This is a genomic window from Neoaquamicrobium sediminum (genome assembly GCF_040970315.1).
GTDB lineage: Bacteria > Pseudomonadota > Alphaproteobacteria > Rhizobiales > Rhizobiaceae > Aerobium > Aerobium sediminum.
Genome location: NZ_JAZHFV010000001.1, coordinates 173,681 through 186,743 on the forward strand (window position 1 = coordinate 173,681; position 13,063 = coordinate 186,743).

Here is a 13,063-nt window from a genome sequence, read left to right on the forward strand (position 1 = left end):
GGACGGGCGCACGAACCCCGCCGATGCGTCGGGGTTCCGCCCTCGAATGTTAAGCTCAGCTCAGCGGCAGGCGCTTCTCGACGATGCGCGCCATGACGCTGGCGCCCACCGGAAGGATGGCGTCGTCAAAGACGAAACCCGGATTGTGAACCGGCACGTCGCCCCCATGGCCGATGGTGCAATAGGCACCCGGCACGGCCTTCAGCATGTCGGCAAAATCCTCGCTGCCCATCACCAGTTCGTTCTCGGTGGTAATGTTGTCCGCGCCTACGATATCGGAAGCCGCTTCAAGATAGGCTTCGCTCAGATCGGCGTCGTTCATCAGTACGGTGAAGATCGGCCGCAGATCCGCCGTCACCTCGATGCCGAACAGCTTCGAATAGCCCTCGCACATCTCCTCGATCCGCTTGTGGATGAGATCGCGGACTTCGTCGTCGAAATAGCGGATCGTGCCGCAGATCACCGCCTTGTCGGGCACGACATTGTAGGCCGATCCGGAATGGATCTGCGTGACCGACAGCACGGCCGGCTTCACCGCCGGCACGTTGCGGCTGACGATCGACTGCAGCGTCTGCACCAGCGAGGTAATCGCAACGATCGGATCCTTCGAATGGTGCGGCATGGCGCCATGGCTGCCGACGCCCTTCACATGGATGTCGAAGAAGGTCGATCCCGCCATCGCCGGTCCCGGCTTCACGCCAACCTTGTTGGGGGTGGCGAGCGGATTGTTGTGCATGCCGTAGACTTCGTCGCAGGGAAAGCGCTCGAACAGACCGTCGGCGAGCATGGCGCGCGCGCCGCCAAGGCCTTCCTCGGCGGGCTGAAAGATGAACACCGCCTTGCCGGAAAAGTCGCGCGTCTCGGAAAGGTAGCGCGCCGCACCCAGCAGCATGGTCGTATGCCCGTCATGGCCACAGCCGTGAAATTTACCCGCGGATTTCGAGCGCCACGGCAGGTTCGTTTCCTCGTCCATCGGCAGTGCGTCCATGTCGGCGCGCAGTCCCACCGCGCGGCCACCGCCGCCCTTGCCTTCCAGCACGCCGACGACACCGGTCTTGCCGATGCCAGTATGCACCTCGATGCCCCAGGAACGAAGCTTCTCCGCGACGATGCCCGCCGTGCGCGTCTCCTCGAAACCGATCTCCGGATGCTCGTGCAGGTCGCGCCTGATGGCGGTCAGCTCGTCGGCATATTCCTCGATCCGGGGCAGGCTTGGCATGGTCGTCTCCTTGGCATGTGCGACGCTCAGTTCGTCGCGAGTTCCCTGAAATTGGCGAAGTCCCAGCTTCTGCCGGGCGCCGCTTCGATAAGCGCCCGCGTATAGTCGTGCGCCGGGCTGCCCAGCACGTTTTCGGCCGTGTCGTGCTCTACGATGCGGCCGTGCTGCATCACCACCACCTCGTCGCAGATCTGCGCGGCGACCCGCAGGTCGTGCGTGATGAAGAGAATGGCGATGCCCAGCTTTTCCTGCAGGTCGTCGAGCAGTTTCAGCACCTGCGCCTGCACCGACACATCCAGCGCCGACACGGCCTCGTCGGCGACGAGGATGTCGGGCCGCATCGCGATCGCGCGCGCTATGGCGATGCGCTGGCGCTGGCCGCCCGAGAACTGGTGCGGATAGCGCTTGAGCGCGTCGCGCGGCAGGCCGACCAGCTCCATCAGTTCGCCGGCGTGCTTGAGGGCCTCGTCGCGCGACTGGCCGAAATTGAGCAACCCCTCGATCAGGCTGTCGCCGATCGTCCAGCGCGGGTTGAGCGACCGGAACGGGTCCTGGAAGACGATCTGGATATGCTTGCGGTGCGGCTGGAGCGCGGCGCGATTGAGCTTGGCGATGTCGGCCTGCCCGACCCGGATTTCACCGTCTGTCGGATCGATGAGACGCATGATGCAGCGCGCCACCGTCGACTTGCCCGATCCGCTTTCGCCGACGATGCCGAGTGTGCGGCCACGACCAATCGCGAAATCGACATTCTCGGCCGCACGCGTCTGCCGGCCTTTGCCGAAAACGCCGCGCGTATCGTAGATCTTGGTTAGGCCCTTGACGTCCAGCGCCGGGGCGCCATCACGGGAAGCGCGTGCCGCGCGCGGAATCAGGCTCGGAACCGCGGCGAGCAGCTCGCGCGTATAGACTTTGCGGGGCGAACGAAGCAGCGTTTCCACCGGCGCGTGCTCGACGATTTCGCCATGCCGCATGACATAGACGGTATCGGCGATCTCGGCCACCACGCCCATGTCGTGCGTGATGAAGAGCACGGCGGTGCCGTGGCGCTCCTGCAATTCGGCAATGAGCTTGAGGACCTGGTTCTGCGTCGTCACGTCCAGCGCCGTGGTCGGCTCATCGGCGATCAAGAGCTTCGGTTCGAGAATCAGCGCCATCGCGATCATGATGCGCTGGCGCTGGCCGCCCGAAAGCTGGTGCGGGTAGGAGCCGTAGACACGTTCGACGTCGGGCAGATGCACCTGCTCCATGATGTCGATGACGCGATTTTTCTTCTCGGCGGTTCCCAGCCTTGTGTGGCTGTCCAGCACCTCCTCGATCTGCGCGCCGACCGTCATGACCGGGTTCAGCGCCGTCATCGGTTCCTGGAAGATCATCGAGATACGGCGCGCCCGCATCTCCCGCATCGCGCCGGCATCGAGCTCGAGAAGGTTCTGACCCTCCAGCTCGATGCGTCCGCCGGTGACCTCGAGCGAGCCTTTGGGAAGCAGGCCCATGACGGCGAGCGAGGTGACCGACTTGCCGGAACCCGACTCGCCCACGAGGCAAACGGTCTCCCCGTCGCGGATCGTCACGTCGATGGAAGAAAGGATCTGGGTCTGCGTTCTGCCGCCGACGGTCGCGACGGACAGGCCCTTGATTTCCAGCGCTATTGGTCGATCGCAGAAATCACGATTGCGGAAGATCATCGCTCAGGCCTCCCGCTTCTTGAGGCGCGGATCGAGCATGTCGCGCGCCGTGTCGCCGAGCAAATTGATGGAGAGGATGCAAAGCGACAGCATCAGCCCCGGCCAGAAGATCAGTTCCGGCTTGATCTGGAAGAACATGCGCCCCTCGGCCATGATGTTGCCCCAGGTGGGAATCTCGGTCGAAACGCCCGCGCCCAGGAACGACAGGATCGCCTCGGTGAGGATCGCCGACGCGCAGATATAGGTCCCCTGCACGATGATCGGCGCGAGCGTATTCGGCATCAGGTGCTGCCACAGGATCTTCGACATCGACGAGCCGAGCGCGATCGCAGCCTCGACATAAGGCTCCTCGCGCGCCGAAAGCACGACCGAGCGCACCAGCCGCACCACACGTGGAATCTCCGGAATGGTGATCGCAAAGATCACCGACCATATGCTCGGCCCGTTGAGTGCGACCAGCGCGATGGCCAGCAGGATCGAGGGGATCGCCATAAGGGCATCCATGATGCGCATGATGATCGCGTCCGCGGTACGGAAGAAACCGGAGACGAGGCCGATCACCAAACCGATAAAGACGGAAACGATTGCCGCGCCGACGCCAATCAGCAACGAGACCTGCCCGCCGATCATGACGCGGGAGAACAGGTCGCGGCCGTAGGGGTCGGTGCCCAGCCAGAACGTCTCGCTCGGCCCCTTGAGGCGTTGCAGTGCGTTCATGTTCATCGGGTCGTGCGGCACGTAGAGATAGGCCGTGGCTGTCGCCAGTACGATCAGGAAGAGCACGACCGCTGCGATGATCGGGCCGACACCGAGGCGGAAGGACGCCGGAAGCTGGATCGCGCCGAGCACGACCTGCATGGCGGAGGTCGGTTGCGGTTGGCCGGCCATCAGTAGCGGATCCTCGGATCGAAGAAGGTATAGGAGATGTCAATAAGGAGATTGATGAACACGTAGATCGCGCTCGTCAGCAGGATCATCGCCTGGATCACCGGATAATCCCGCGCCAGGATCGCGTCGACGGTGAGCCTGCCGATGCCGGGGATGTTGAACACGCTCTCCGTCACCACCACGCCCGAGATCAGCAGTGCGAAACCGGTGCCGATAATGGTCATGATCGGCACCGCCGCGTTACGCAGCGCATGACGGAACAGCACAATCCGCTCCTTCACGCCCTTGGCGCGTGCGGTGCGCACATAGTCCTCGCCCAGCACCTCCAGCATGCTCGCGCGCGTCATCCGCGCGATCAGCGCGACGTAGATCGTCGCCAGCGTCAGGCAGGGCAGGATTGCCCTAAGGAAGAATGCCTGAAGATTTTCGCTCGGCGCGCTGTAGCCCTGCACCGGCAGCCAGCGCAGGTCGATCGCAAAGATCTTGATGAAGATGTAGCCGATGACGAAGACCGGTATCGAGAAGCCGAGCACGGAAAAGGTCATCACCGCGTAGTCGACCCAGGTCCGGTGGCGCCAGGCGGCGAGCACGCCGAGCGGCACGGCAATCAGCACCGACAGGATGATGGTCAGCGTGCCGATCTGTAGCGTCGGCCAGATGCGCTGGCCGATCAGCCGGGTCACGGGCTGGTTCGAGATGATCGACGTGCCGAGATCGCCTTGGAAAAGCTGCCCGATCCATGTGACGAGCTGGACGTGAAGCGGCTCGGACAGGCCGAGCGACTCGCGGATACGCTCGAGCTGGGCGGGTGTGGCGGAATCACCCGCGATGATCGCCGCGGGATCGCCCGGCGTCAGGCGCAGAAGCAGGAAAACGAAGATCGCGACGATCGCCATCACGGGAATGACGGCAAGGATGCGCCGGATGATGTAGCCAAGCATCGGCGAGGTGGCCCCTTCTGGACTCGGAGGAAATGACGTCCCCCGCCGCGAAGGCGGGGGACGAAGCGGGCCTTACTCGGTCTTGTCGACCTCCCAGAACACCGGCACCGGGGCGGGGATCATGTTGACGATGTTCGTGCGCCGCGACTGGACCGGCAGATACTGACCGAGCGGCACGTAGTTCACGACATCGATGACATGCGCCTGGATGCGCTCCGCGATCTCCTTCTGCGCGTCCGCGGAGGTGGCGGCGATGAACTCCGCGCGCAGCTCTTCCAGCTCCGGGTCCTCGGGCCAGCCGAACCAGGCGTCGTCGCCGCGCCCGTTGACCATCGGGTTGATCAGCGGCGAGGAAATCTCCGGCACCATCCAGTTGGTGAAGAAGATGTTCCAGCCGCCTTCCGAAGGCGCCGACTGGCTGGCGCGGCGCGTCACCAGCGTCTGCCAGTCCATCGCCTGCATGTCGACGTTGAAGCCGGCTTCGCGCAACTGCTGCGCGGCCACGACAGGCTGGGCGGTAAGCGTCACCACATCGGTCGGCTGCATCAACACGACCGGGGTGCCGTCATAGCCGGCTTCCTCAAGCAGCGCCTTGGCGCCGGCCGCGTCGCCGGCGCCCGTGAGGCTCTCCGTTCCCGTAGCGGACTCGAGTGGCGTTCCGCACCCGAACACGGCACCGCACATCTGGTAGTATTCGGGATTGCCGATCAGGGTTGCCAGCACCGGCTCCTGGCTCATCGCCATCAGGGCCGCCTGCCGGATCTTCACATCGTCGAACGGCGGGTGCTTGAAGTTCATGCGGCCCATCGTCTGGTAGCCGAGCGGGTCGCGCACCTCAACCACGACGTCCGGGCTGGCTTCGAGGATCGGCAGCAGGTCGATCGGCGTCTGCTCGAGATAGTCGATCTCACCCGAAACCAGCGCGTTGATCGCCGTCTGGGCGTCGGGCATCGCCACCCATTTCACCGTGTCGACGTTGACGACCTTGCCGCCCGCCATCCAGTCGACGGGCTCCTCGCGCGGCACATAGTCCGCAAACTTGGCGTAAGTCACCGAGACGCCGGGTTCGAATTCTTCCTCCACGAAGACGAACGGTCCCGATCCGGTATAATCGGTGATCGCCTCGTCGGCGGAGGTTTCGGCTACACGCGCCGGCATGATGAAAGGCGGCACCGCCGATTGCTTGCTGACGATGTCGAGCAGCGGGCCGAAGGGCTCAGATAGGGTCCAGGTAACGGTCTTGTCGTCCGTCGCTTCCAGGCTCGCGGTCACGTCGAAGATGAGCTGACCGCCGGAATCGCGCTTGCCCCAGCGCTGCAGCGAGGCAACCGCATCGGCGGCCGTCACAGGCTCCCCATCGTGGAACTTGAGACCGTCACGCAGCGTGAATGTGTAGGTCAGCCCGTCGTCGGAGACGGCGAATTCCGCCATCTGTGGCTGCGGCGTGAAGTTCTTGTCCTGCGCGACCAGCACGTCATAGATCATGTAGCCGTGATTGCGGGTGATATGCGCTGTGGTGATGATCGGGTCGAGCACGCGCAGGCCCGAATGCATTACCGCGGTGATGGTTTCGCCGTCCTGAGCGAGCGCGGCGCCGGCAGATATGATGGCCGTGGACGCCGCCAGCATGGCGGCGGCTGCGATCGAGCGGCCCCTGGCCAGGAACGACGTAGAAAAGTCGTGAGACATCAGTGTCATCTGTTTCCCTCTTCGTTTGGTTTTGCCTGTGGTTCAGTCCGGTCTTGTTGCCGGTTGGTATAACGGAGCCGCCTCATACCGCGCGGCGAACGGCCTCCTCACCTTGAAAGGGGCGGCCGCCGGGTGACAGCCGCGTGCCCGGCCGCAACCGCTTGAATGGCAGGTCGGCCGGGTCGAGCGCCATCGGGCCGGGCGCGGTCGCCACGAGGATTGCTTCGGCGTTCGGCTCGAAATCGGCGCGAAAATGCACCGAGCTCTTGTTGACGAGAATAGCCTGTTTTTCGGGCTCGATGCCGACAAAACGATACATCTCCCGGTCGGCGAGTTGAGCCTTGAAGGTCGATACGACGATCGTGACCCCGCCGATGGAGAGGCAGGCGGACGGGCCGAGATTCATCTGCGCCCCGCCATAATACGGCCCCGTCGCGACAAAACGGCCGTCCGAAATGCGCTCGACGCGGAACGTGCCTTCGAGCGGCGCATCGCCGGGAATGCCCGAATGGCCGCCCAGCGCGATCGTGATCTCCGCGCCCTCGCCTGCCTCATGGGCGGCCCTCGCCGCCTCGGGGTCAACCATCAGGCCCGTCGCCGCGCGTTCCACACCCGCATCGATCAGGGCGCGCAACATGCCGGTCGTGTTGGAGTCTCCGCCGGCGCCCGGATTGTCCTGCGTATCGGCGATCACCACCGGGCGGCTCGCGCCAGCGGCAAGGCGCGCGGCCTCGCGCACCGCCTCGGCAGGCGAATAGGCCTTGCCGGCGAACCGCGTCTCGCGGTCGAGAAACGCCCGCTCCAGCCGATCGGCCGCGGCATCCGCCTCTTCCTGCGTTTCGGCATAGGCGAGCACGCTCGGCAGGCAATCCTCGAAGTCGGCCGCCGGAAACCCGGTAAGGATCGATGCGCTCGAAACCGGCCCGGCCTCGGCCGCCCGGACATCTTCGTAGAGCGAGCCTGCCGGCTCGATCATCGTGCACTGCCACGGGATGGGGATCAGGAAAGGCACCTGCCGGAACGCCTTCGCGAACGGCTTGCCCCGCGCCATCACCCGGTCGAGCTGTGCGGCAGCGCGATAGCCGGTCTCGGCCATGTCTACATGCGGGTAGGTGCGAAAGGCGACCAGCACGTCGGCAAGGTCCACCATCTGGCGCGTCACGTTTCCATGAAGGTCGAGGCTCGCCGCGATCGGCAGGTCCGGCCCCGCAACCGCGCGCAGCCTCGCCAACAGTTCGCCCTCCCCGTCGTCGACATGCTCGGCGACCATCGCACCATGGAGGTCGAGCAAAAGTCCGTCGAGGGGGCCGGCCCCGCGCAGCCGTTCGACCAGTTCGTCCGCTATGGCTTCATATGCCTGCTTCTCGACATGCGCCGACGGGATCGCGCCGGTCCACAGCAGGGGCACCAGCTCCCAGCCCGCCTCCTTCGCGTAGTCGACGAAGCCGCTGATGCCGAGATTGACGCCACCGCAGCGGGTTAGGATCTCGTCGCCACGGCTCAGCGGGAGATAGCCACCGCCCTGTTCGAAATTATCGTAGCGGGCCAGTGTCGGCGCAAACGTGTTCGTCTCGTGGAGGAAGCCGCCGATGGCAACACGTTTGCTCATCCAACCTACCATCTTGTCCCGATTGACCCAGTGCGAGAATAGCTTGTATCGACAGGCGATACAGTTATATCGCTACTCAACGGTAGTGAGGGTCAAACAGTTCGTCAACAGGCAAGCGGGGAATGGAATGCTACGCAACATAGTCAGCGGCGAGAACGGAATTCGCGACCCCGACGACGGCGTGCGCGAAGATCCGCTCTTCGTGCAGGCGGTGGCACGCGCGATGCAGGTGCTTTCCGCTTTTCATCGCACGCAGAGGCCGCTGAGCCTGACGGCGATCGCGGAGGCGAGCGGCGTCGGCCGCAGCGCGGCCCAGCGCGTGGTGCATACGCTTCAGACACTCGGCTACATCGAGCGTGACGAGGACGGGCGCGGCTATATCCCGGGCATCAGGCTGCTCGACCACAGTCACGACTATCTGCGGCTCAACTCGCTCATCGAACGCGCCACACCGGTACTGCTGGACCTGCGCCGCAACGCCCGCGAGCGCGTCGACTTCAGCCTGTTCGACGATCTGCGCATGGTCTACGCGGTGCGCATGCAGAGCAAGCGCGAGACGTTTTTCGCCACCCTGGTCGGCCATTCCGTGCCGACGCTGTGTACCTCCGGCGGTCGCGCCGTGATGTCCCGTCTTCCCCATGCGGAAGTCGAGGACATCATCGCGCGGTCCGACCGTCGCCCTTTCACCGACAAGACGATTACCGATCCGCAGGAAGTCCACGAGAAGATCGCGGAGGCACGCCAGTTCGGCTATGCGCTGACGGTCGAGGAGGTGCTGGTCGGCGAGGTGGCAGTCGGTGTCGCCGTGCTTGGCCCAAACGGAAGACCGCTCGGCGCCATCCATATCGCGGGCTCGCTCAGTGAATGGACCCCCAGCGCCTTCGCCGAACGGTTCGCACCGCTCGCGTCGGAGGCAGCCCATGCGATCAATCGGGTCAGGTAACCGATTGGCCATGCTTCCCGCTGGCCCATCGCGAAGGCTTGCCGCAGCGCTTGTGATCTTGCGTCGGATAGAGCAAACAGGGCCATGCGCGGGCTTTTCCTGAACATTGCCGCATTGCTGGACCGCATCACGCGCGCCGCCTGCATGGTCGCGGTGCTGCTGCTGGTGGCGGCGGTGCTGACGATCGTCGTGCTGCGCTACGGCTTCGGGGTTGGCTATATCGGCCTTCAGGACTTCGCCAATTATGCCTTCGCGATCCTGCTTGCGCTTTCGGTTCCTGTCTGCCTCGCCCAGGGCGGCCATGTGCGCGTCGAGGTGATCTCGGAGCGCATGGGCCCGTCCTATCTGAGGATCGCCGATGCCGTCGCGCTGGTCCTGTTCCTGATCCCGGCCTTCGGCCTGCTGATCTGGGCCTATTGGCCGGAGCTGCGCTACGCATGGCAGATTCGCGAGGCGTCGATCGAGACCGGTGGCCTGCCGGGCCTCTATCTGGTCAAGACGACGCTGCCGATCGCCGCCGGGCTTACGATTGTTCAGGGCATCGCCGCCGTCCTTCGCGCCGGGCCCGGCGAGGGGGCCTCATCGTGATCGCGCAGGAACTCTTCCTGCTACTACTGCTGCTGGGCCTGTTCGCAGGCATCCTCAGCGGCATCCCGGCCATGCTCGCCATCGCCGGTGCGCCTTTGGTGACCGCGGTGATCGCGAGCCTATTCGGCGTCTTCGACCTGGCGTTCCTGAAATTCTTCCCCGCCCGTGTCTGGGGCATCATGTCCAACAGTCTGCTGATGGCTGTGCCGCTGTTCGTGCTGATGGGCGTACTGCTGGAGCGGGCGCGCCTGGCGGAAAACATGCTGACCGTTCTGGCGCGCATGATGGGCGGCAGCGCGCGCGGCATGGGCCTCTCGGTTCTGCTTTTTTCGGCGATGATCGCCGCGGCCACCGGCATTATCGGCGCCACCATCGTGATGCTGGTGCTCGTCAGCCTCAAGCCGTTGCTGGAGGCGGGCGTGCCGCCGCGCCGCGCCAGCGGCCTCATCTGCGCTTCCGGCACGCTGGGACAGATCATTCCCCCATCCATCATCCTCGTTCTGCTCGGCGACCAGATCGGCAACACCTATCTCGAAGCCCAGCAGCAAGCGGGCAATTTCGCGCCGCTGCCCGTCTCCGTCGCCGATCTCTTCGCCGGTGCATTGATCCCCGGCCTGATCCTCGTCGCGCTCTACGCGCTTTACCTGACGGTGGTCATGCGCCCCGCGCGTCAGGCAGCCAAGCCGCCATCGCAACCGCGGGTTCATCCGCGCGAGGTGATCTTCACCTTCCTGCCGCCCATGCTGCTGATCCTCTCCGTGCTCGGCTCGATCCTTGCCGGTGTCGCCACGGCGACAGAGGCAGCCGGGCTCGGCGCCGTCGGCGCACTGCTCATGGCTGCCTTCGCCACAACTGAAAACCGGAGCGTCCGTACCTTGCTCGCGGCTGCGGGGCTCGCTGCCTTCGCCCTCGTTGCGCTGCGGGCGGCGGGCATCGGCAGGACCGCAACCGACAGCGCCGCGGGCCTGTTCGCAATCGTCGCCGTGGCGCTGATCGCGATCGGCACGCTTGCCGCCGCGCTTAAGCTCTGGCGCAGCGGCCTGCTGCAGCCTTCGCTTAGCGAAACCATGAAGATTTCCGGCATGGTGTTCGGCATCGTGATTGCCGCCTCGCTGCTCGCGCTCGTCTTCCGCGGCTTCGGCGGCGACCGTCTGGTCATGGAACTGATGCGCAGCCTGCCGGGCGACCAGATGGGCGCGCTGCTGGTCATCATGCTGGTGGTCTTCCTGCTCGGCTTCATCCTCGAAGCTGTCGAGATCATCTATATCGTCGTGCCGCTGATGGGGCCTGCGATCCTCGGTACCGACATCTCGCCGGTCTGGTTCGGCGTCCTGCTGGCGATGAACCTGCAGACATCATTCCTGACGCCGCCTTTCGGCTTCGCGCTTTTCTATTTCCGTTCGGTGGCTCCCCGCTCGATCACCACCGGCGACATCTATCGCGGCGTAGCGCCATTCGTGGTGCTCCAGCTTGCTGCGCTTGCCACTCTCGTGGCAATACCGGAACTTGCGACATGGCTGCCTTCGCTGATCTTCGGCTAGGGCTGCCATCAACCCTGGGAGGAACCATGAAACGCAGGACTTTTCTTGCCGGCGGCGCCGGACTTGCCGCAGCCACCAGCCTTGCAGCGCCCGCCATCGCGCAGGGCCGCGTACAGTGGAACATCGCTTCCGCCTTCCCCAAGGCGGCACCGGGTGTCGGCACCAACGTCACCCGCTTCGCCGAGATGGTCGCCACCATGTCCGACGGCCGCATCCAGCTCGAGGTCTACGGCGCGGGCGAGCTGGTCCCACCCTTCGGCGTTGAGGACGCCGTCCAGCAGGGCAACGTGCCGGTCGGCCACGGCCCGACCTATTACGCGGCAGGCAAGAACCCCGCCCTGCATTGGTACACGGGCGTTCCCTTTGGCCTCACTTCGACCGAGCATGTCGCATGGCTGAAATGGGGCGGCGGTCAGGAAATCTGGGACGACATCTACGCCCAGCGCAATCTCAAGCCGTTCTATTCGGGCAATTCCAACACGCAGTCCGGTGGCTGGTTCAAGAAACGCATCGAAGGCGTCGCCGATCTCCAGGGCCTCAACATGCGCATTGCCGGCCTCGGCGGCGAGATGCTGCGCAAGCTTGGCGTCAACGCCGTGCTGCTGCCGCCGACGGAAATCTTCCAGGCACTGCAGTCCGGCGCCATCGACGCGGCCGAATGGGTTGGCCCGATGCTCGACCAGGCCTTCGGCCTGCAGCGCATCACCAACATCTGCTACATGCCGGCCTATGCCGAGCCCGGCGCTGCCGTCGCGGTCGTCTTCAACCAGGACGCCTGGGCCGAACTGCCCGCCGACCTGCAGACCATCTGCCAGCACGCCGCCCATGCGGCCGCGCTCGAGATGCACGCGCAGTTTGACTATTTCAACGCGCAGTCGTTCAAGGCGCTGAAGGATGAGGGCGTCGAGTTCCTCGATTTTCCCAAGGACGTGATCGACGCGATGCGCGGCGCCTGGGAAGAGGTTCGCGAAGAGCTGCGCGGCCAGAGCGAAGATGTCGCGCGGGTCCTGGAAAGCTACGATGCCTACTACCAGACGGCACATGCCTACAGCCGCGCCATGACGGAACCGCTGCTCGCCGGCAGAAACTGATCCGCATCCTGCCCTCTCCCGGCAACGGGAGAGGGTCCTTCCACCGCCGGAACGCTACCCCAGAAGCCACTCATGTTCCGGTGCGTTGTGGAACTTCCACGTGCGCGTCGGGCCGGCCATTACGTTGAGATAATAAAGGTCGTAGCCGTGGCAGGCCGCGCAGGGGTGGTATCCCTTGGGCACCAGCACAACGTCGCCGTCCTCGACCGCCATCGTCTCGTCGAGTTCGCGCCGGCCGGTTTCGTCGGCATCGGTATAGACCCGCTGGAAGGCGAAGCCCTGCGGCGGGTTGAGGCGGTGATAGTAGGTTTCCTCCAGCAGCGACTCGCGCGGCAGGTCGTCGCGGTCGTGCTTGTGCGGCGGATAACTCGACGTGTGGCCGCCGGGCGTGATGACCTCGACCACGAGCAGCGAATCCGCTGGCTCGCCTTCGGGCAGGATATTGGTGACGTAACGCGTATTGGTGCCCTGGCCGCGTACTTCCTGGCCTAACGCATCCGGCGCGATGACCCGCACAGGCAGCCCACCGCCGAGACCCGGCGCGGTGCAGACTGCAAGCACCACATCGCTTTCTGCAGTGACCGACCAGTGTTTGCCCTGCGGGACATAGACCGACCACGGCTTGCCTTCGAAGGGCGACATGCGCGCGCCGAGCACGCCGAGCTGCTCGCCACCCGCCACGGTCTCGCCCTTGCCCGAGATGAAGACGAGGCACGCCTCCCGCCCGCCGGTCTCCGCTTCGGCCGTCTCGCCCGGAGCCAGCCGGTAGAGTTCGAAACCGACATGCTGCCAGCCGGCGTTCTCCGGGGTGACGGCGATCACCCTGCCCGAGCGTCCCTGCGGTTTCACATGCAGTTGAGGCATGG

Annotated in this window: 11 protein-coding genes; 4 read left to right on the plus strand and 7 right to left on the minus strand. The window is 64.9% G+C overall.

Going from position 1 to position 13,063, the window contains the following annotated elements; genetic code table 11:
• Window positions 1-55: 55 nt before the first annotated feature.
• The 6 genes from V1479_RS00830 to V1479_RS00855 all read right to left on the minus strand — a co-directional run bounded on the left by V1479_RS00830 (window position 56) and on the right by V1479_RS00855 (window position 8,034).
• Window positions 56-1,219: a M20 aminoacylase family protein gene (locus tag V1479_RS00830; protein ID WP_368801258.1), complete on the minus strand. Its 1,164-nt coding sequence runs from the start codon at window positions 1,217-1,219 to the stop codon at window positions 56-58.
• Between the two features lie 26 nt (window positions 1,220-1,245).
• On the minus strand, window positions 1,246-2,907 hold the full coding sequence (locus tag V1479_RS00835; protein WP_368801259.1) for an ABC transporter ATP-binding protein: 1,662 nt from the start codon (window positions 2,905-2,907) through the stop codon (window positions 1,246-1,248).
• 3 nt (window positions 2,908-2,910) lie between these two features.
• Window positions 2,911-3,765 carry an ABC transporter permease gene (locus V1479_RS00840; protein ID WP_244648832.1) on the minus strand — a complete coding sequence of 285 codons (855 nt, stop codon included), beginning with the start codon at window positions 3,763-3,765 and terminating at the stop codon, window positions 2,911-2,913.
• A gap of 29 nt (window positions 3,766-3,794) precedes the next feature.
• Window positions 3,795-4,736, minus strand: coding sequence for an ABC transporter permease (locus V1479_RS00845; RefSeq protein WP_173188886.1), 942 nt, complete (start codon window positions 4,734-4,736; stop codon window positions 3,795-3,797).
• A gap of 72 nt (window positions 4,737-4,808) precedes the next feature.
• Window positions 4,809-6,434 carry an ABC transporter substrate-binding protein gene (locus tag V1479_RS00850; protein ID WP_438620474.1) on the minus strand — a complete coding sequence of 542 codons (1,626 nt, stop codon included), beginning with the start codon at window positions 6,432-6,434 and terminating at the stop codon, window positions 4,809-4,811.
• A gap of 73 nt (window positions 6,435-6,507) precedes the next feature.
• Complete coding sequence (locus tag V1479_RS00855) at window positions 6,508-8,034, minus strand: M81 family metallopeptidase (protein ID WP_368801260.1); 1,527 nt, start codon at window positions 8,032-8,034, stop codon at window positions 6,508-6,510.
• 127 nt (window positions 8,035-8,161) lie between these two features.
• Here V1479_RS00855 and V1479_RS00860 point away from each other — a divergent pair, with 127 nt between their 5' ends.
• The 4 genes from V1479_RS00860 (at window position 8,162) to V1479_RS00875 (ending at window position 12,197) form a co-directional block, all read left to right on the plus strand.
• Window positions 8,162-8,977: an IclR family transcriptional regulator gene (locus V1479_RS00860; RefSeq protein ID WP_368801261.1), complete on the plus strand. Its 816-nt coding sequence runs from the start codon at window positions 8,162-8,164 to the stop codon at window positions 8,975-8,977.
• 84 nt (window positions 8,978-9,061) lie between these two features.
• Window positions 9,062-9,565 carry a TRAP transporter small permease subunit gene (locus V1479_RS00865; protein ID WP_368801262.1) on the plus strand — a complete coding sequence of 168 codons (504 nt, stop codon included), beginning with the start codon at window positions 9,062-9,064 and terminating at the stop codon, window positions 9,563-9,565.
• Window positions 9,562-11,106: a TRAP transporter large permease gene (locus tag V1479_RS00870; protein WP_368801263.1), complete on the plus strand. Its 1,545-nt coding sequence runs from the start codon at window positions 9,562-9,564 to the stop codon at window positions 11,104-11,106. The genes V1479_RS00865 and V1479_RS00870 overlap by 4 nt, the downstream gene beginning before the upstream one ends.
• 26 nt (window positions 11,107-11,132) lie before the next feature.
• Window positions 11,133-12,197, plus strand: coding sequence for a TRAP transporter substrate-binding protein (locus V1479_RS00875; RefSeq protein ID WP_368801264.1), 1,065 nt, complete (start codon window positions 11,133-11,135; stop codon window positions 12,195-12,197).
• Window positions 12,198-12,251: 54 nt separating this feature from the next.
• Here the strand turns inward: V1479_RS00875 and iolB are convergent, their stop codons facing one another.
• Window positions 12,252-13,061 (minus strand): 5-deoxy-glucuronate isomerase, encoded by an 810-nt coding sequence (iolB, locus tag V1479_RS00880; protein ID WP_368801265.1) that lies wholly within the window; start codon window positions 13,059-13,061, stop codon window positions 12,252-12,254.
• Window positions 13,062-13,063: the final 2 nt, after the last annotated feature.